10 protein-coding genes are annotated in these 19,735 nt (G+C 62.3%); 5 read left to right on the forward strand and 5 right to left on the reverse strand.

Going from position 1 to position 19,735, the window contains the following annotated elements; all coding sequences use genetic code 11:
• Positions 1–56 precede the first annotated feature (56 nt).
• The gene (locus ACF8K2_RS14970; protein WP_392465596.1) at positions 57–1,622 is read left to right on the forward strand and encodes a methyl-accepting chemotaxis protein; all 1,566 of its coding nucleotides are present in this window, start codon (positions 57–59) and stop codon (positions 1,620–1,622) included.
• 79 nt (positions 1,623–1,701) lie between these two features.
• Positions 1,702–2,304, forward strand: coding sequence for a tRNA-uridine aminocarboxypropyltransferase (locus ACF8K2_RS14975; RefSeq protein WP_186557498.1), 603 nt, complete (start codon positions 1,702–1,704; stop codon positions 2,302–2,304).
• Positions 2,305–2,735: 431 nt separating this feature from the next.
• On the opposite strand, the gene ACF8K2_RS14980 is transcribed toward ACF8K2_RS14975, so the two are convergent.
• From ACF8K2_RS14980 to ACF8K2_RS14990, 3 genes are all read right to left on the reverse strand, one after another.
• A complete protein-coding gene (locus ACF8K2_RS14980; RefSeq protein ID WP_186557499.1) occupies positions 2,736–4,082 on the reverse strand; it encodes an HlyD family type I secretion periplasmic adaptor subunit in 1,347 nt (448 codons plus the stop codon).
• A gap of 21 nt (positions 4,083–4,103) precedes the next feature.
• Positions 4,104–6,239, reverse strand: a complete 2,136-nt coding sequence (locus ACF8K2_RS14985) for a type I secretion system permease/ATPase (RefSeq protein ID WP_186557508.1) — start codon at positions 6,237–6,239, stop codon at positions 4,104–4,106.
• 73 nt (positions 6,240–6,312) lie between these two features.
• Positions 6,313–7,686 (reverse strand): TolC family outer membrane protein, encoded by a 1,374-nt coding sequence (locus ACF8K2_RS14990; protein WP_264237096.1) that lies wholly within the window; start codon positions 7,684–7,686, stop codon positions 6,313–6,315.
• Positions 7,687–8,170: 484 nt separating this feature from the next.
• Here ACF8K2_RS14990 and ACF8K2_RS14995 point away from each other — a divergent pair, with 484 nt between their 5' ends.
• Entirely contained in the window at positions 8,171–15,292 is a 7,122-nt protein-coding gene (locus ACF8K2_RS14995; RefSeq protein WP_392465601.1) for a retention module-containing protein, read from the forward strand.
• A gap of 72 nt (positions 15,293–15,364) precedes the next feature.
• On the opposite strand, the gene ACF8K2_RS15000 is transcribed toward ACF8K2_RS14995, so the two are convergent.
• Both ACF8K2_RS15000 and ACF8K2_RS15005 read right to left on the reverse strand, forming a co-directional pair.
• A complete protein-coding gene (locus ACF8K2_RS15000; RefSeq protein WP_392465604.1) occupies positions 15,365–15,727 on the reverse strand; it encodes a YbaN family protein in 363 nt (120 codons plus the stop codon).
• A gap of 7 nt (positions 15,728–15,734) precedes the next feature.
• The gene (locus ACF8K2_RS15005; RefSeq protein ID WP_186557503.1) at positions 15,735–16,322 is read right to left on the reverse strand and encodes a YecA family protein; all 588 of its coding nucleotides are present in this window, start codon (positions 16,320–16,322) and stop codon (positions 15,735–15,737) included.
• A gap of 246 nt (positions 16,323–16,568) precedes the next feature.
• Between ACF8K2_RS15005 and recQ the strand changes: the two genes are divergently transcribed.
• Both recQ and ACF8K2_RS15015 read left to right on the forward strand, forming a co-directional pair.
• Positions 16,569–18,710, forward strand: a complete 2,142-nt coding sequence (recQ, locus tag ACF8K2_RS15010) for a DNA helicase RecQ (protein ID WP_186557504.1) — start codon at positions 16,569–16,571, stop codon at positions 18,708–18,710.
• Positions 18,711–18,838: 128 nt separating this feature from the next.
• A complete protein-coding gene (locus ACF8K2_RS15015) occupies positions 18,839–19,276 on the forward strand; it encodes a MarR family transcriptional regulator (protein WP_186557505.1) in 438 nt (145 codons plus the stop codon).
• Positions 19,277–19,735: the final 459 nt, after the last annotated feature.

The following is a 19,735-nucleotide window of genomic DNA, read 5'->3' on the forward strand; positions in this document are numbered from 1 at the left end:
ACCTCTACTTGCTTTGATGAAATTTCCCATCATCTACACAAGCAAGGACTGCCCCGATGCGCATGAATTTGCCCGTCACCGAGCATGAAAGAACCTTCTCCAGCGAGCAGCGGCTGATATCCACCACCGACCTCAACAGCCGCATTACCTATTGCAATGACGCATTCGTGGCGATCAGCGGTTTCACCTACGACGAATTGGTCGGGCAGACCCACAACCTGGTGCGTCACCCGGACATGCCGCCGTCTGTCTTCGGTCACATGTGGGAAACCATCAAACAGGGCAAACCGTGGATGGGGGTGGTCAAGAATCGCTCCAAGAACGGCGACTTCTATTGGGTTAGCGCCTATGTCACGGCGATCTATGAAAATGGTCGGATCAGCGGCTACGAATCGGTGCGCTCGGTGCCTAGTCGAGAGCAGATCCGCCGTGCCGAGGCGCTTTATGCACGCCTGCGTAACGGTCGCAGTGCAGTCCCCTGGGCGGCGCGATTAGGCCACGGGCTGGGCCAGGGCTGGCCGCTGATCGGCGCGGGGCTGGTGTCGGCGGCCGGCTACCTGTGGCTGCAGCCCTATGCCGCGCTGGCGGTGCTGATGGCCAGCCAAATGTGCGCTTGGTATTTGATCGAGCATCGGCACAATCGGGCCATCCAGCGCACCCTCGATGAGCATCCCAAAGCCTTCACCAGCCCTCTCGTGGCCTTGACCTACAGTGATAATCCCGGTCTGCATGGCCAGTTGGACCTGGCCATCATCAGCGAAGAAGCGCGTTTGCAGACCGCGCTGACTCGCCTGGTCGATGCCGGTGTCGGGGTCAAGTCGCGCGCTGCGCAGTCGGCGGACCTGTCGGATGCCCAGGCGCAGATGCTCGATCGCCAGCGCAGCGAGACCGATCAGTCGGCCACCGCCATTGCGCAAATGGCCGCGACCATCCAGCAAGTCACTCACAACGTGCAAAGCACCGCCCATGCGGCCAGCGACGCCGATCAGCTGGCCCAGCAAGGCAGCGACCTGGCGCAGCAGAGCCTGCAGGCGATGGGCAGCATGAGCGAGGCGGTCAACGACATCGGTCAGGCCGTGAATGCCTTGGCCGAGCAGACCCAGTCGATTGGCAGCGTGGTCGATGTGATCACCTCGATTGCCGAGCAGACCAACCTGCTGGCACTCAATGCCGCGATCGAGGCGGCGCGGGCGGGCGAGCAGGGCCGCGGGTTTGCCGTGGTCGCCGACGAGGTGCGCTCGTTGGCACAGCGCACCCGGGCCTCCACCGATGAGATCCACCACATCATTGCCAGCCTGCGCGCGGGGGCTGAGCGCGCGGTGTCCACCGCCAATCGCGGCGAGCAGATCTCGCGCGACAGTGTGCACAGTGTCGAGGCGGTGCGTGAGGCATTGTCAGGCATTGCCCAGGCGGTCAGCCGTATCACTGGCATGAGCCAGCAGATGGCGACAGCTTCGGAGCAGCAAAGCCATGTGGCCGAGGACATCAATCAGCAGATAACCCGCATCGCGCACTTGTGCGACCAGAGTGCGGGGCAGGCCAAGCAGGGGGCTGAAATCAGCCAGGACCTTGAGCGCATGGCCGAGTACCTGCACAGCCTGGCTGAACGTTTCAACCGATAGCGCGTGATCGTCTCTCCCACAGGGATGTGGGCTTTTTTTCGGGTGGCTGTGGCAAAATTGCCTGAGCCAGGAGAACCCGATGTCCAGACCCCGCTGCGAGCGCTGCCTGCGTGCGCAAGATCATTGTCTTTGCCCGTTGATTCCCCATCTTCAGAGCCGTACTCGCGTGGTGGTGTTGCAGCACCCGAGTGAGCGTTTGCATGCCCTCAATACCGCCCGTTTGGCAACCCTGGGGTTAGTCAATGCCGAGTTGCGGGTGGGCGAAGTGTTTGCCGATCTTGATCAGTTATTGGCGACACCCGGGTATCGGCCGGTGCTGTTGTTTCCGGGAGAGCAGGCACAGGCCTTGGTGGGGTATGCGCAGGAGGGATGTGAATTGCCCTTTATGCTGATTGTGCCGGATGGGACGTGGCGTAAGGCGCGTAAGCTTTTGTACCTCAATCCGTTGTTAGGGGAATTGCCGCGGGTGACGCTGGGGCAGGTTTTGCCTTCGCGGTATCGTTTGCGCAAGGCGCCCGAGGCAGGGGCTCTGTCTACGTTGGAGGCGGTGGTACAGGGGCTGAATGTGTTGGAGGCCCCAGGGTGTTTTGATCAGTTGTTGCGGCCGTTTGAGGCGTTGATCGAGGGGCAGATCAGGGCTATGGGGCGGGAGACGTTCGAGCGTAATCATGGAGGGCGGTGAGGTTCTGGATTTCGGGATGTCTGAGTTTTCCGCATCTCGCGCCTTCGGCTTCGCCGAAGGGTGCTGCGCACCTGGCCCTTCAGGCACCTCTGCTCAGCCTCCTGAAGTCGCGAATCTACGTCGCCTGACCCTGCGCGCATCAAGATCAAGCTCAAGAGCAGGCTAATCGCTGCGCTCTCGCCGAAGCCAAACCCAAGGCCAAGGTTTGAATTGTTCTTTTGTATTGTTTGTTCCGGCCTCTTCGCGGGCTTGCCCGCGAAGAGGCCGGAATATCCACCACACCTGCCACAGATACCGCGCCGCTCTTGCGGCTGGCACTGACTCCGTGGGAGCGGGCTTGCCCCGCGATGGCGTCCGACTATCCAACACACCACTATCGGCAGATAAAGCCAACCCAGGCGCCGTCACTCACGTCGCGACTTCAGAGCCTTTCAACGCTCCCTCATAGCCTCAGTCCGCGCCTTGAGCACCGGCTTCAACAGATAATCCAGCACACTCTTCTGCCCAGTGATGATGTCCACCGTCGCCACCATCCCGGGGATGATCAGCAACGGCTTGTCGTCCCCGCCCAGGTGATTCTTGTCCGTACGCACCTGGATCAGATAAAACGCATTGCCCTTGTCATCGGTTACCGTGTCCGCCCCAATCAGCTCAAGCTTGGCCTTCAGACCGCCATAGATGGTGTAGTCATAGGCACTGAACTTGACCATCGCCGTCTGCCCCGGATGTAGGAACGCGACATCCTGCGGGCGCACCTTGGCTTCGATCAGCAGGTTATCCTCGATCGGCACGATCTCCACCAGATCGCTGCCCGGCTGCACCACGCCCCCAATGGTATTGACCTTCAGGAGCTTGACGATCCCGCGTACCGGCGACACCACCGTTGTGCGGTTGACCCGGTCATCGATGGCGATGCTGGTCGCGGCAATCTTCGACAGCTCCGTGCGTTTATCGTTGAGCTCCTTGGCCGCCTCGGAGCGGAAGGTCGCATCCGACTCTTGGATCTTGCTCTTGATCTCCGCCACCGCCGCCTCGGCACGTGGGATGGCCAAGCTGGTGGCATTGAGCTGGCCGCGGGCTTCGACGGTGCGCTGTTTCAGGCGCAGGATTTCCACCGGGGAAATCGCCCCAGTGCCCACCAGCGGCGAGGACATGTTCAGCTCCTGCTGGAGCAAGCCCAGGGCAGAGCGGTACTGGTCGACCTTGGAGCGGAACTCGGCAAGCTCCTGGGTCTTCTGCCGCAGTTGCTCATTGAGCGTCTGCTTCTCGCTGGCCAGGCGCCGCTGGCGCGATTGATACAAGGCGGTTTCATCCTCGGCGACTTGTGGCGCTTTGGCGCGCACTTCGTCCGACAGCTCGAACGGGCGGCCTTCAGCCTCCGCCGACAAGCGCTCGACCTGCGCCGTCAATGCATAGCGATCGGCCTCGCTTTCACCCTTGTTGGAGCGAAAACGGGTGTCGTCCAGGCGCAGCAGCGTCGCGCCTTTATCGACCATCTGGCCCTCGCGGACGAAGATCTCGGTGACGATGCCGCCTTCCAGGTTCTGGATCACCTGCACCTTGCTCGAGGGAATGGCCTTGCCTTCGCCGACTGTGACCTCATCGAGCACGGCGAAGCTGGCCCAGGTCAGCGCCACCAATAGCAGCGCGGCGGCCAGCCATACGGTCAGGCGTGACAGGCGCGGCGCGTCCTGCAAAGTGGCGCCGGCAAGCTCCGGCATATAGTCGCGCTCGGCGCTCTTGCCGGTGCCCTGCAAATAACTGCGCATGATGGACATGGACCTACTCCTCGAAGACGTCTACAGGGCCGCGCCGATGCGACCTTTGCGCAGGGCGTCGATGACCGCATCCTTCGGTCCGTCGGCGACGATCTTGCCGTTGTCCAACACCAGTAGCCGGTCCACCAGGCTGAGCATCGAGGTGCGGTGGGTGACCAGCAGCACGGTTTTGCCCGGTACCCATTGCAGCAGGCGCTGGCGCAGTTGCTCTTCGCCGCTGTTGTCCATGTGGCTGGTCGGCTCGTCGAGGATCAGGATCGGCGGCTCCAGCAGCAGAGCCCTGGCCAGCAGTACCGCCTGGCGTTGGCCGCCAGAGAGCAGTTGGCCGCGCTCACCCACTGGCCGGTCGAACCCTTGCGGGTGTTGCCGAGCCAGTTCGCTGACGCCCGTCAGCTCGGCGACCTCCAGCATGCGCGCGTCGCTGACATGCCGCGCGCCGAGGGTCAGGTTATCGCGCAGGCTGCCAGCGAGCAGCGGCAGGTCGTGGGCGACATAGCCAATCTGGCTGCGCAGGTCGGCGATGTCCAGCTGACGCAGGTCGAGGTTGTCCAGTAATACCTGGCCTTCGTCCGGGTGATGAAAGCCCATCAACAATCGCCCCAGGGTGCTCTTGCCCGAGCCGCTGCGGCCGATGATGCCGATGCGCTCGCCCGGTTGCACGGTCAGGTTGACGTCGTTGAGGGCGGCGGCGGTTTGCCCGGGGTAGCGGAAGGTCACATGGCTGACGCCGATGCCGCCCTGGAGCGTGGTGTGTTCCAACGCCTGCTGGTCCAGCTGGCGTTCCTGCGGCAGGGCCATCAGCGCGTCGGTGCTGCGCATGGTCAGCTGGGCTTGCTGATAGCGAGTGATCAGCCCGGCGATCTGCCCCAGCGGCGCCAACACCCGGCTGCCGAGCATATAGCTGGCGACCAGGGCGCCGACGCTGAGATTGCCGGCAATGATGCTGTAGACCCCCGCAACGATGGTCGCCATGCCGCAGAACTGCTGGATGAACAGGGTGCCGTTACTGGCCAGCGAAGACAGGTTGCGCGCGTGTGCATCAAGCCGGGCGATGGCGCCGTTGGTGTGCTCCCAGTGGTACTGACGCTCGCTCTCGGCGCCGCAGGCCTTGAGGGTTTCCAGGCCGCCGAGGGTCTCGATCAGCAGGGCCTGGCGTACCGCGCCCAGGCTCAGGCTTTTCTCCACCGTGTCGCGCAGGCGGATCTGGATGAACAGGGCAAAGCCCACTGCCAGCGGAAACGCCACCAACGGAATCACTACCAGCCAGCCACCGAGCAGGCCGATCACCACCAGCATCAACGCCACGAACGGCAGGTCGATGATGCTGGTCAGGGTCACCGCCGTGAGGAATTCACGCAGGCCCTGGAAGTCGTGAATGCTCTGGGCAAAGCCGCCGATGGTCGCTGGGCGGGCTTTCATCGACATGCCGGTGATGCGTTCGAACAGGGTGGCGGAGAGGATTAGGTCGGTCTTCTTGCCGGCCTGGTCGAGCAGGTGGGCGCGGACCATGCGCAGGACCATTTCAAATGCAGTGCCGATGAACAAGCCGGCGACCAGCACCCAGAGGGTCGAGATAGCCTGGTTGGGTACCACCCGATCGTACGTCTGCATGACGAACAGCGGTACCATCAGGCCCAGCAGGTTGATCAGCAGGCTGGCTAGCAACGCATCACTGTACAACCAGCGCGAATGGCGCAAGGTATCGCGGAACCAGGCATCGACTCGTGGCATCAGCGGCGTGCGCAGGTTTTCCAAGGTATGCCGCGGCCGGGCAAACAGGGCCTGGCCGCAGTAGGCCTGCTCCAGCACCTGGCGCTCGACCCATTGCTCGCCGCCTTCAGCTTCACAGGGCAGGATCAGCGCTCGGCCATCCTCGCCCCAGCGCTGCAGCACAGCGCTGCGGCCATCGTTGAGCAACAGCAGGACGGGCAAGTTCAGCGCCGAGATCGCCGACAGTTCGCGCGTCAGCACGCGCGCCTGCAAGCCGGCGCGGGCGGCGGCCCGTGGTAGCAGCTCCTGGCCCAGGCGCTGCTCGGCCAGGGGCAGGCCGCTGCACAAGCTGGCGCGGCTGGCCGGGCAGCCATGCAGTTTGCACAGGATCAGCAGGCCATCGAGCAACGGATCATCGACGTCCAGACGCGGCTGGGGTGTTTGCATACTGGTCACGATGGCCTACTCCTGCCGCATTTGGAGGGGGTACGGCTCCGTCCGAACGTAGCTTCCTGAACGACTAACGCATCTCGGGCAACCTGGCCTCACTGCGTACTTCGCTCTTGGCAATGGCTTCGGGAGGCAGCGAGATGCGCTGCTTGCTCAGCAGTTCACCCATGGTCGCCAGCACCCGGTACATCGAATACTCCTCGGTGTAGCGCACTTCGGTGTAGCGCCGGTTGGCGTTGTACAGCTCGTTCTCGCTGTCCAGCACATCGAGCAGGGTGCGTTGGCCCAGGCCGAATTGGTCCTGGTAGGCCGCCCGCACGCGCTGGGTGGTCTCGGCGTATTCGCGGGCGGTAGGGGTTTGCTTGCGCGCATTGTTCATGGCGTTCCACGACAGGCTGAGGTTTTCGTTCAGCTCGCGCAGGGCATTGTTGCGGATGTCCAGGGCCTGGTTGATCTTGTGCGCGTCGGACTGCAGGCGAGCCTTGTCGCTGCCGCCACGGAATAGGTTGTAGCTCAGCTCTACGCCAGCCTGCCAGTCATTGTTGCTGTGGCCGCGCTCACCGCCCAGGTTGTTGTTGGCGCCGGTGGCCAGCACTGCGTCCAGGCGTGGATAGAAGGGGGACTTGGCCACTTCGTACTGTTGCTCGGCAGCATTCACGTCGGCCTGGGCAGAACGCAGGTAGGGGTTGTTCTCTTGCATGCCGCGGCGTGCGTCCTCCAGGTTGGCAGGCATTTCCACCTTGATCGTGGAGGGCGTTTCCAGCTCGTCGGGAACGCGGCCGACCACGCTGTAGAAGTTGGCCTCGGCGTCGGCCAGATCGACTTCGGCGGTATCCAGGTTGTTTTCTGCCAGGGCGCGGCGGGCGCGGGACTGATCGAGGTCAGCGGTGCTGCCGACGCCACGCTCGCTGCGCAGACCGATCTGGTCGTTGACGCGCAGGTGGGCTTGCAGGTTGTTCTTGGCCAACGTCACCAGCTCGCGACGCTTGAGCACTTCCAGGTATACCTCGATGGTGCGCAAGGCGATGTCCTGGGCGACTGCCTGGGTGTAGTAGGCGCGCGAATTGGCCACCGCCTCAGTGCGTCCAACTTCGTTGGCGGTGTTGAAGCCGTCGAAGATCATCTGGCGCAGGCGCAGCTCCGACTGGGTGTAGTTCAGCGTCTCCTTGTTGTGGTTACGCGTACCGTCAGGATTGAGCCCGCGGGTGTTGAGGTTGTCGGAGCGCTGGCGGCCGTAGCCGGCTACCAGGTCAACGCTTGGGTAAAACCCCCCACGGGCAAATTTCACATCTTCATCGGCAGACAGGCGACTGTTGCGATAAGAGCTGATTTCCGGGTGATGGTCCACGGCGTTCTGAACAGCTTCGTTAAGCGACATCGCCTGAACGTTGGCGCACGCCGCAGCCAACAGGATTGCACTGGTGATGGGGGTAAGAACGCGCATGGGGTACATCTCCCTGGTCTCTAAATGTGTCCTGCGTTCGTCAATAAAATGACGAAATATAGTGAGCAAACCGTCTCAGGTTTGTTACAACAGAGCTAAGAACATTTAGCGGGCCAGCTAAGAAGATTTTTTCATAATGGATATGCGAAAAAAAACTTATGCGGTCTAAGGATTACGGGACATTGTTCTTATCAGGTGGTCCGGAATACGCGCTGAAAACAGCAGATTTGGGCCATCGTGAAAGGTTCCAGAATTTTTGCAGCTAAGCGAAATGGAAAAGGGGATCAAGGCGGTATTTGGCGACAAAAAATTGTCGCTCAATGATGGCAAAGCTTCATCATTGCTATCGCCTCGCGTGTCACCTGAGAGCTCCAATCTCATGGTTGAGACAGACGCGAACGGGGTGCTCGGCATCCATCGCTTCTCCTGATCTGCGGTACGCCAGTTGGCTGCGAAATCCGATCAGTAGGGGAGGCGTGCGCGCATGGCTAAATTAATCGGTGTGGTCAGCAAGGTGGTCGGTCAGGTATTCGCGGTCGACGGTGATGGCAGCCGTCGCCTGCTGGTGGAGGGTGATCGCTTGTTCGCCGGTGAGCAGCTGGAGACCGGCAGTGCCGGTGCCGTCGCCGTGCGTTTGCACAACGGTGCAGAGCTGACCCTGGGCCGTGGCAGCAGCCTTGAGATGAGCGCAGATCTGCTGGCCAACCACGCGCCTCAAGTGCATAGCCAGGATGCAGCACCGAGCCAGGCACAGCTGACTGATGTCGAGCGCTTGCAACAAGCCATCGCAGCGGGTGCCGACCCAACCGAAGAAGGCGAGGCGCCAGCGGCGGGGCAGAACCCCGGCGGCGCTCCGGGCGCGTTGGGTGGCGGGCACAGTTTCGTCATGCTCAGTGAGGTGGCTGGGCAGGTCGAGCCGCAGATCGGCTTCCCCACCGCAGGCTTCAATGGCATTCCGCAGTTGGCCAGCCGTGAGCTGGGTGACCTGGACATCGATACCTCGATCGCTCGCCCGCTGCCGCCCACACCGCCAGTCGAACAGCCGGATCATCCGGTCAATCTGCAAGGGCTGGACCTCAGCCCCGGTGAACTGATCCTGGATGAAGCCAACTTGCCCCAGGGCTCGCACAGCGATCCGGCAGCGCTGACTCAGCAGGGCACCTTTACCGTGGTGGCGCCTGACGGTGTGTTCAATCTCAGCGTCGGCGGGATCAACGTGGTCACGGCAGGAGCGGTCACGGGTGTCGGTCAATCGATAACCACGCCTCTGGGCAATACCCTGACTATCACCGGCTACAACCCGGCAACCGGCGTCGTGAGCTACAGCTACACCCTCAGCGGTGCCGAGCAACATGCCAACGGCGCTGGCAACAACAGCCTCGGTGAGCACTTCCCGGTGCTGGTCAGCGACACCGATGGAGATGTCGCCAGCGGCAGCCTGGATGTGCTGATTCGTGACGATGTACCCAAGGCTGTCAACGACAGCAATGCGCTGGCGGCCACCGAGCAGCATGTTGAGCTGACCGGCAATGTCCTGACCAACGACCAGCAGGGCGCCGACCGTGTCGCCGGGGGTCCGGTAATCGCTGGCACCTTCACCGGCACCTACGGCACCCTGGTGATGGCAGCAGATGGCAGCTACACCTACACGCTCAATACCAATGACCCGGACTTCCAAGGTCTTAAGGGCGGTGGCAATGGCCAGGAAACCTTCACCTACACCATCAAGGATGCAGACGGCGACACCAGCAGCGCCACGCTGACGTTGAACGTCAGCAACCTCAACGACCCAGTGACCTTGGCTGGGCTGGATGTGCAGGGCGGTGAACTGACCGTCTTCGAGAAAAACCTCGGCGACGGCAGCGCGCCGAATCAGAGCGCCTTGACCCAGAGCGGCAGCTTTACCGTGACTGCGCCCGATGGCCTGCAGAACCTGAGTGTCGGCGGCATCACGGTGGTCAGCGGTGGGGTCGCAGTGGGCTTCCCGCAATCAGTCACCACGGCGCTGGGCAACACCCTGACCATCACTGGCTACAACCCCAGCACTGGGGTCGTCAGCTACAGCTACACCTTGCTCGACAACGAGGCCCATGCCAACGGCCAGGGCAACAACAGCCTGCATGAGCGCTTCACGGTCACCGCCCAGGACAGCGACGGCAGCAGCGCCACCGGCAAGCTGGACGTGAACATCGTCGATGACGTGCCCAAGGCCGAGCACGACACCAACGCCGTTACCGCGACCGAGCAGCACACCGAGCTGACCGGCAATGTGCTGGTCAATGACCAACAAGGCGCTGATCGGGTGGCGGGTGGTCCGGTCATCGGCGGCACCTTCACCGGCACCTACGGCACCCTGGTGCTGGCGGCAGACGGCAGCTACACCTACACGCTCAACACTAACGATCCGGACTTCAAAGGCCTCAAAGGTGGCGCCAGTGGGGTGGAAACCTTCACCTACACCATCAAAGACGCCGATGGCGATACCAGCAGCGCCACCCTGACCCTGAACGTCAGCAACTTCAACGACCCGGTGACCTTGGGTGGGCTGCAGGTCAATGGCGGCGAACTGACTGTGTTCGAGAAGAACCTGGCCGACGGTAGCGCGCCGAACCAGGGTGCGCTGACCCAAAGCGGCAGCTTCACCGTGAGCGCGCCGGACGGCCTGCAGACGTTGAGCGTTGGCGGCATCACCTTGGTCAGCGGCGGTGTGCCGGTGAGCTTCCCGCAGTCGCTCACCACCCCCCTTGGCAACACCCTGACCATTACCGGCTACAACCCCAGCACCGGGGTGGTGAGCTACAGCTACACCCTGCTCGACAACGAAACCCATGCCCCCGGCGATGGCACCAACAGCCTGCAGGAAAGCTTCACGGTGATCGCCAAGGACAGCGACGGCAGCACCGCCACTGGCAGCCTGGATGTGAACATCGTCGATGACATCCCCAAGGCCCAGAGCGATTTTGCCAGTGTCTACGAAGGCGGTACGGTCGAAGGCAATGTGCTGATCAACGACAAGATCGGTGCCGACGTGCCAGGCGAGGGCAAGTATGTGGTGGGCGTGCGCGCCGGTTCCGATACCTCGACCTCGGCGATTGGCCAGCTGGAAACCAAGGTGCAGGGCGACTATGGCTACCTGACTTTGGATGCCAAGGGCAATGCGGTCTACCACGCCAACCCCAACAGCGTGGCTCCAGCCGGTGCGACCGACACCTTCGTCTACACCATTCGCGATGCGGACGGTGACGTAAGCACCACCACTGTCACCATCAAGGTGCACGACTGTTCGTGGGTGGTGGGCGGTGAGGGTGGGGTCACGGTGTATGAAAATGCGCTGGACCTGAGCAAGGATGGTAATGATCTGGCGGCGGGCAACGTCCAAGGCAGCAACCCCACCTCCACGGCGGAAACCGCCTCTGGCACGGTGGCGGGCCTGGTCACTGGAGGCGTTGGCGCCCTGACCTATACCTTGGTGGGCAGCGCGGTCGGCCAGTATGGCCAGATCAAGCTCAATGGCGATGGCTCGTACACCTATACCCTGACATCGGCGCCCAACTCGCCCAATCAGGTCAACGATGGCCCCAATACCCTGAGCGAATCCTTTACCTACCAGGTGAAAGACTCGCTGGGCAACACCACCACCAGCACCATTGTCGTCAGCATCGTCGATGACGTGCCCAAGGCCTACAGCGATTTCGTCAGTGTCTACGAGGGTGGCGTGGTCGAAGGCAATGTGCTGGTCAACGACAAGATCGGCGCCGATGTACCGAGCGATGGCAAATACGTGGTCGGCGTACGCGCCGGCTCCGATACCTCGACCTCGGCAGTCGGCCAACTGGCGACCCAGGTGCAGGGCGACTATGGCTACCTGACCCTGGATGCCAAGGGCAATGCGGTCTATCACGCCAACCCCAACAGCGTGGCGCCGGCCGGTGCCACCGACACCTTCGTCTACACCATCCGTGATGCTGACGGTGATGAAAGCACCACCACCCTCACCATCAAGGTCCACGACAGCCAGCTGGTTGCCTGTGAAGACACTGACGTGAAGGTCTACGAAAAAGCCCTCGATCTCAAGCAGGACGGCCAAGACCTGGCGCCCGGCACAGTCGTCGGCAGCCAGCCAGGGTCGACCGGCGAAACAGCCTCTGGCACATTGCTCGGCGCCGTCACCGGGGGCGTGGGTGCCTTGACCTATAGCCTGGTCGGCAATGCCGAAGGCCAGTATGGCCAGATCAAGCTCAACGCCGATGGTTCCTACACCTACACCCTGACGTCGGCGCCCAAGTCGCCGGTACCGGCCAATGACGGGGCAAATGTCACCACTGAGACCTTCACCTATCAGGTGAAAGACGCGGCCGGCAACAGCACCACCAGCACCATCGTCATCAGCATCGTCGACGATGTGCCCAAGGCCCATTGCGATACGGCGACCGTGATCGAGGGCGGTACGGTCACTGGCAACGTGCTGGACAACGATGTGATCGGGGCGGACGTTGCGGCGGATGGCAAGTACGTGATCGGCGTGCGCGCCGGCTCCGACACTTCGACCTCGGCGGTCGGCCAGCTGGCCACCCAGGTGCAGGGCGACTATGGCTACCTGACCCTGGATGCCAAGGGCAATGCGGTCTATCACGCCAACCCCAATAGCGTGGCACCCGCGGGGGCCATTGACACCTTCGTCTACACCATCCGCGATGCCGACGGTGACCAAAGCACCACCACCATCAGCATCAAGGTGCATGACAGCAAACTGATCGCGTGTGCCGACAACGACGTTACGGTGTACGAGAAAGCCCTGGACCTGAACAAGGACGGCAACGACCTGGCGGCCGGCAACGTCACCGGCAGTAATCCAGGCTCCACCGCCGAGACGGCATCGGGCACATTGGTCGGTTCGGTCGGCGGCGGTGTCGGTCCGCTGACCTACAGCCTGGTCGGCGACCCTGTCGGCCAATTCGGGCAATTGTTGCTCAAGGCCGATGGCTCCTACACCTATACCCTGACCTCGGCACCGAAGACTCCGGGAGGGGCCAACGACGGCGCCAACCGGATCAGCGAAACCTTCACCTACAAAGCCACCGACGCTTTGGGCAACAGCACCACCAGCACCATTGCCATCAACATCGTCGATGACGTGCCCAAGGCCGTCTGCGCCGAACGCTCGATCACCCCAGGCCAGGTGGACTCCAACATCCTGCTGGTGATCGATGTGTCCGGCAGCATGACCTTAAGATCCGGTGTACCAGGCCTGAGCCGTCTGGATCTGGCCAAGGAAGCGATCAACGCCTTGCTCGACAAGTACGATGACATGGGCGATATCAAGGTGCAGATCGTCACCTTCGCCACCGGCGCTTCGGTCAAGTCCGATGTCTGGGTTTCGATCGACCAGGCCAAGGCCATCGTCGCCGGTCTAAAGGCGGACGGCTCGACCTATTACGATTCCGCCGCCAGCAGCGCGCAGACGGCATTCGGCAAAGAGGGCAAGTTGCTGGGTGCGCAGAACATCAGCTACTTCTTCTCCGATGGCGAGCCCACCACTGGGCATGCGATGACGCCGGTACGGGAAACCAGCTGGGAAAACTTCCTCGATAGCAATGGCATCAAGTCCTACGCCATTGGCATGGGCACGGGGGTCAATGAAACCAACCTCAACCCACTGGCCTACGATGGCACCAGCCACACCGACACCAACTCGGTGGTGGTTACCGACCTCAGCCAGCTCAGTGCAGTGCTCACGGGGACAGTGCAGGGCTCGCCGATCACCGGCAGCTTGCTCAGTGGCGGTCATTTCGGTGCCGATGGGGGCTTCATCAAGGCGCTGTTGGTCGATGGCGTGACCTACACCTTCGACCCGAAAGCCAATGCCGGGCACGGCGGTTATAGCGCCGTGGGCGGCGTGGACAAGGCGGCGTTCGATCCTGCCACCCATACCCTCGGTATCAAGACCGCCCTGGGCGGCGTGCTGATGGTCGACATGGACACTGGCGAGTTCACCTACAAGCCGCCCAAGGACAGCGGTAGCAGCCAGGTCGAGAAGTTCGGCTTCACCGTCAGCGACAACGATGGCGATACCAGCAGCGCCAACCTGGTGGTCAAGATCAACAGCAACCATGCCCCCGTGGCGGGCGATGATCACATCATCACCAATATCGCCGGTGCTAGCCTCAGCGTTCCAGCCGAGGCCCTGCTGGCCAATGACCGCGACCCTGATCATGACCGCTTGAGCGCCGCGCCGATCACCTTCAACACAGGCTTCGCCGACAAGGGGGCAGGTTTCGCTGCCAGTGGTAGCGGGCAGCCGATCAAGTTCGATGGCAACGACAACAAGTCTGCCAATCAGCTCAAGGAGCTCGACCGCAGCGCCTTCGTCGCCAACTCGACTTCGATGACCGCTGCGCTGGTGATTGCTGGCTACCTCGGCTCGATCAGTAACGGCAACGCCAACGATGAGGATGTGATCAGCGTTAGCCTGCGCAAAGGCGAAACGCTCAAGCTCGATCATGATCGGCCGCAAGGCAACCTGCTGCTGGAGTGGAAAGAAGCTGGCGGCAGTTATCAGGCCGTCGCCAATGGCAGCAGCTTCACCGCCGACCACGATGGGCTGTACAGCATCCACGTGGTCAATACCGAGAACGCCTATGGCAATAGCAAGGCGGCCGAGCTGTACAAACTGAGCATGGTGATCGACTACGCCAATGCCCAGAATGAGGTCTACCACGGCAGCTACACGGCCAGCGACAACCACGCTGGCACGACCGCGGCTGCGCTGGATATCACCTACCAGGCGGGCAGTGTCGTCAACGGCACCGCAGGCGATGATGTGCTGTTGGCGGGCGCCGGCGATGACACCCTCAACGGGGGTGATGGACACGATGTGCTAGTGGGGGGCACGGGCAACGACAGCCTGTACGGCGGTGACGGCGACGACCTGTTGATTGGCGGGGCAGGCAATGACCTGCTCAATGGGGGGGCGGGTAACGACACGGCCAGTTATGCCTCGGCGGCAAGTGCGGTGACTATCGATCTGAACGTCGCGGGTCAGCAGAACACCGGAGGGGGCGGTCTGGATAGCTTGGTCAGTATCGAAAACCTGATCGGCTCGGACTACCACGATACGCTGATCGGCAATGGTGCGAACAACCTGCTCAGCGGCGGGCTGGGCAATGATGTGCTCAAGGGTGGGGCGGGCAATGACATCCTGATTGGTGGCCCGGGCGACGACACCCTCACTGGCGGCAGCGGCAACGACACCTTCGTCTGGCAGAAGGGCGACAGCGGCCATGATCGGGTCACCGACTTTACTCCAGGCAGCGATCACCTGGACCTGTCGCAGTTGCTGCAAGGGGAGAACGCCACGGCGGCATCGCTGGATGATTACCTGCACTTCAAGGTCAGTGGCACCGGTAGCAACGTGGTCTCGACCATCGAGGTCAGCAGCGTGGCGGGGGCTACGCCTACCCAGACCATCGACCTGGCCGGGGTCGATCTGGCCCAGCACTACGGCGTCTCGGCGGGGGCGGGTGGGTTGATCGCCTCGGGGCATGACACCGCGACCATCATCAACGGCATGCTCAATGATCACTCGTTGAAGGTGGATAACGTGTAGACGGATTGGCAGGGCTGGCCTCATCGCAGGACAAACGCGCAGCGATGAGGCCGGTACTGAAACGGATGAGTATCAGGACCGGCGCAAGGTCTTCTGCTTGAGGATGTACAGGCTCACCAGCACCGCACTGCTGAGCATGAAGGCCCTGGCCCAGAATAACGGCACCAGGTAGCACGACAGGCCGATGCTGGCCCACATCAGGCCGATGGCGTAGACCTTGCCCTTGAGTGGGATCCCTTCACCGCTGAGGTAGTCGCGGATCCATGGACCGAGCGTGGGATGGTTGATCAACCAATCATGAAGACGTGGCGAGCTGCGGGCGAAACAGGCCGCTGCCAGCAACAGAAAGGGAGTGGTGGGCAACACCGGCAGGAAGATCCCCAGCACTCCCAGCGCGACGCTGAGCCAGCCGATGGCCAGCAGCAGGTAGCGCACGGCTGTATCAGTGATGACGCGGTTTGAGCAGGGCTGGCTTCTCGTCCGGAGCGTGCAGCAGCAGGAACAGCGCAGTCAGTGCCTCAGGAATCTGCACGATCATGTCGTCCTGCAGGTTGGCATCGCTGGCAATGTCGGCGAACTCTGGCTGCTCGTCGAACAGACCGGAACCGACCATGATCGGCAGCAGCATCTCGCTGACTTCTTCCTCGGCGTTCTCGAACCAGGCTTCTTCGCGCAGGAACACCCCTTCCATAAAGCCGATGCACCAGCCGCGCAGGTCGGAATCGTCCGGCTCTTCGGTCAGGTCCAGATCGCATGGCAGCTCGAATTCATCGTCGCTGGCCAGCTGACGGCCGATATGGGCTTTCAGGGCGACCAGGGTGGCTTCGATTTCGACGCGCTGGGCATCGCTGGTGTAATGAGGTTCCTCGGCGAACAGCGCATCGATCCATTCGCGCTCTGGGACGTCTTCGGCAGTGATCGACAGCGCGGTCAGGTAGCCGTGGGCGGCGACGTAGTCCAGCGCTTCTTCGTGCAGCTCGTCGGCGTCGAGGAAGGCTTGCAGGCGGGTCAGTTGCTCGGCGAAGGACATTACGGGGCTACCTTGGGGAATAATCGATATGGAATTCTAGCACCTTGCTGGCGCGACGGGGCAAAGGGAACGTCTGTCAGCACAGCGTCCTTTCGCAGCAGCCAGTGGGGTATAATCCGCGATTTTTCAGCCAGAGCAGCCTTTTGCGGGGCCTCTGGCAAAAGCTGCTTACGCATTCGCACGTGTGCAGGGCGGGTTTATCGTCCAGCCTGTGTCCAGGATGGTACGGCGATTTCGGAGTTAGCAATGCTCGAACAGGCTCAGCGCGTCCTCAAGGACATCTTCGGCTACGACAGTTTCCGCGGGCGCCAGGCAGCGATCATCGAATGCGTAGCCAACGGCGGCGATGCGCTGGTACTGATGCCCACCGGTGGCGGCAAGTCGCTGTGCTTCCAGGTCCCCGGGCTGCTGCGACCAGGTCTTACCGTGGTGGTCTCGCCGCTGATCGCATTGATGGACGACCAGGTTGCCACGCTCGACGAGCTGGGCGTGGCAGCGGCTGCCTTGAACTCGACGCTCAGTGCCGAGCAACAGCGCGAGCTGGCCGGGCGCCTGCGCCGGGGCGAAGTGAAGATGCTCTACCTTGCTCCCGAGCGCCTGGTGCAGCCGCGCATGCTGGATTTCCTGCGCGACCTGGATATCTCCTTGTTCGCCATCGATGAAGCCCACTGCGTTTCGCAATGGGGCCACGACTTCCGTCCTGAGTATCTGCAACTGGGCCAACTGGCCGAGCTGTTCCCGCATGTACCGCGCATTGCCCTGACCGCCACGGCCGACATGCGTACCCGCGAAGAGATCGTCCAGCGCCTGCACCTGCAAGGTGCCGAGCGCTTCCTGTCGAGCTTCGACCGGCCGAACATTTTCTACCGCATCGTGCCCAAGGAGTCGCCCCGCAAGCAGCTGATGGCGTTTCTCGGCGAGCGCCGGGGAAACGCCGGTATTGTGTACTGCCTGTCGCGCAAGAAGGTCGACGAGACCGCCGCCTTCCTCTGCGAGCAGGGCTTTCCGGCCTTGCCCTATCACGCCGGCCTGCCTGCCGAGACCCGTTCGAGCAACCAGCATCGCTTCCTCAATGAGGAAGGCCTGATCATGGTCGCCACCATTGCTTTCGGCATGGGCATCGACAAGCCCAACGTGCGCTTCGTCGCCCACCTGGATCTGCCCAAGTCGCTTGAGGCCTACTACCAGGAAACCGGTCGTGCCGGCCGTGATGGCCTGCCTTCGGATGCCTGGATGGCCTACGGCCTGCAGGACATGGTGATGCTCAAGCAGATGCTGCAGAACTCCGAAGGCGATGAGCGCCACAAGCGCATCGAACAGCACAAGCTCGACGCCATGCTGGCGCTGTGCGAAGAAACCCGCTGCCGTCGTCAGTCGCTACTGGCCTATTTCGACGAGGTGCTCGAGCAACCATGCGGGCACTGCGACAACTGCGTCGACCAGGTGCAGACCTGGGATGCCACCGAGCCTGCGCGTCAGGCCCTGTCGGCGGTGTTCCGCACCGGCCAGCGCTACGGCGTGGGTCACCTGGTCGATGTGCTGGTGGGCAAGGACACCGAGAAGGTGCGTAACTTTGGCCACGAGAAGCTTTCGGTATTCGGTGTCGGCAAATCCGTCGGTGAAAACGAATGGCGCTCGTTGTTCCGCCAACTGGTTGCCCGTGGCCTGGTCGACATCGACCTGGAGGGCTATGGCGGTCTGCGCTTGTCCGACAGTTGCCGGCCGCTGCTGCGTGGCGAAGTGAACCTGCAGTTGCGCCGCGACCTCAAGCCGCAGACTACGGCCAAATCCTCCAGCAGCGGCGGTAGCCCAGCCAGCCAGCTGGTGCGTGCCGAAGAGCGCGAGCTGTGGGAGGCCTTGCGCACCCTGCGGCGCAAATTGGCCGAAGAGCACAGCGTACCGCCGTACGTCATCTTCCCCGATTCGACCCTGCTGGAAATGCTGCGCAGCCAACCCACCAGCCTCAGCGACATGGCCCAGGTCAGCGGCGTCGGCGCCCGCAAGCTGGAGCGTTATGGCCAGGCGTTCCTCGAAGTGCTCAACGGCGGCGAGAGCGCCGAGGCACCGAAGGTGGTGCTCGACTTGCGTCACGAGTTGGTCAGCCTGGCCCGCGCCGGTATGACGCCTGCGCAGATTGCCGGCCAGCTCAATTGCAGTGAAAAGAACGTCTACAGCCTGCTGGCCGAAGCCATTGGCCGTCAGGAACTGAGCCTGGATCAGGCCCTGGACCTGCCTGAGGATTTGATGATGGAAGTGCAGGATGCCTTCCTCGATGGCGAAGGCGAGCTGCCGCCGGTGTCGGCCATCGCCCCGCAATTTGGCCAACGGGTGCCGGAAGGGGTGCTGTATTGCATCCGTGCGGCGCTGGCTGCGGAGTTTGAGCTGTAACGGGCTGTACTGATGACCTTTGTCATGCTTTATGACGATTATCGGACGCTTGTGGCTCAGCCAGCCTTGCCTGGAGGGCTGGAGCATGGTTAGCTGGCTAATAATTAGTTCTATCCATAGAGTTGTTTATGCCCCTGACTGACAACCAACACCGCTTCGGCATGCAGCTGGCCCAGATGTCCCGCGGCTGGCGCGCCGAGCTGGACCGGCGCCTGGCCGGGCTCAATCTATCCCAGGCACGCTGGCTGGTGCTGTTGCACCTGGCCCGTTTCGAAGAGGCTCCGACCCAGCGTGAGCTGGCGCAGAGCGTCGGCGTTGAAGGGCCGACCCTGGCGCGCTTGCTCGATAGCCTGGAGAGCCAGGGATTGGTGCGGCGCCAGGCGGTGATGGAGGATCGGCGGGCGAAGAAGATTGTGCTCTGTCCGCCGGCCAAGCCGTTGATCGATCAGATCGAGACCATTGCCAACCAGCTGCGGATCGAGTTGTTTAGTGGGGTTGATGAGGCGGATCTGGAGATTTGCATGCGGGTGCATGCGCGGATTCTGGGTAATCTCGAGAAGTCCTGAGGGCGCTTAGTTTTTTGCGGCTTTGGGGTGGTTTTGGGATGGTTTTGGGATTGGCGTGTATATCCATTTGCGATGGAGACGCTGATTCACCCTTCCGCCCTTACGGCGGGTCACTTTTTGGCAGACGCCCGGTGTGCCGGCCCAGCCAAAAGTAACCAAAAAAGGCTGCGCTCCACCATCCGGCCCTACGCTGCGCTTCGGGTCCCTTCGCGCCGGCGCCTTCCGGGCCCGCGCGGCCTACGATTTGCTGCGCAAATCTACATCTCGCGCCTTCGGCTACGCCGAAGGGTGCTGCCGCACCTGGCCCTACAGGCACCTCTGCTCAGCCTCCTGAAGTCGCGAGTCTGCGTCGCCTGGACTTGCGCGCACGAAGATCAAGAGCAGCGAATCGCTACGCTCTCGCCAAAGGCAAAGGCAAAGGCAAAGGCAAAGGCAAAGGCAAAGGCAAAGGCAAAGGCA

It is taken from the genome of Pseudomonas sp. xss_2 (assembly GCF_043104195.1).
Taxonomy (GTDB): domain Bacteria; phylum Pseudomonadota; class Gammaproteobacteria; order Pseudomonadales; family Pseudomonadaceae; genus Aquipseudomonas; species Aquipseudomonas urmiensis.

Coding starts and splice junctions, on each gene's coding strand:
- ACF8K2_RS15015 (WP_186557505.1), top strand. CDS start 18,839: ATGCCCCTGACTGACAACCAACACCGCTTCGGCATGCAGCTGGCCCAG.
- ACF8K2_RS14970 (WP_392465596.1), top strand. CDS start 57: ATGCGCATGAATTTGCCCGTCACCGAGCATGAAAGAACCTTCTCCAGC.
- ACF8K2_RS14980 (WP_186557499.1), bottom strand. CDS start 4,082: ATGTCCATCATGCGCAGTTATTTGCAGGGCACCGGCAAGAGCGCCGAG.
- ACF8K2_RS15005 (WP_186557503.1), bottom strand. CDS start 16,322: ATGTCCTTCGCCGAGCAACTGACCCGCCTGCAAGCCTTCCTCGACGCC.
- ACF8K2_RS14990 (WP_264237096.1), bottom strand. CDS start 7,686: ATGCGCGTTCTTACCCCCATCACCAGTGCAATCCTGTTGGCTGCGGCG.
- ACF8K2_RS14985 (WP_186557508.1), bottom strand. CDS start 6,239: ATGCAAACACCCCAGCCGCGTCTGGACGTCGATGATCCGTTGCTCGAT.
- ACF8K2_RS14995 (WP_392465601.1), top strand. CDS start 8,171: ATGGCTAAATTAATCGGTGTGGTCAGCAAGGTGGTCGGTCAGGTATTC.
- ACF8K2_RS14975 (WP_186557498.1), top strand. CDS start 1,702: ATGTCCAGACCCCGCTGCGAGCGCTGCCTGCGTGCGCAAGATCATTGT.
- recQ (WP_186557504.1), top strand. CDS start 16,569: ATGCTCGAACAGGCTCAGCGCGTCCTCAAGGACATCTTCGGCTACGAC.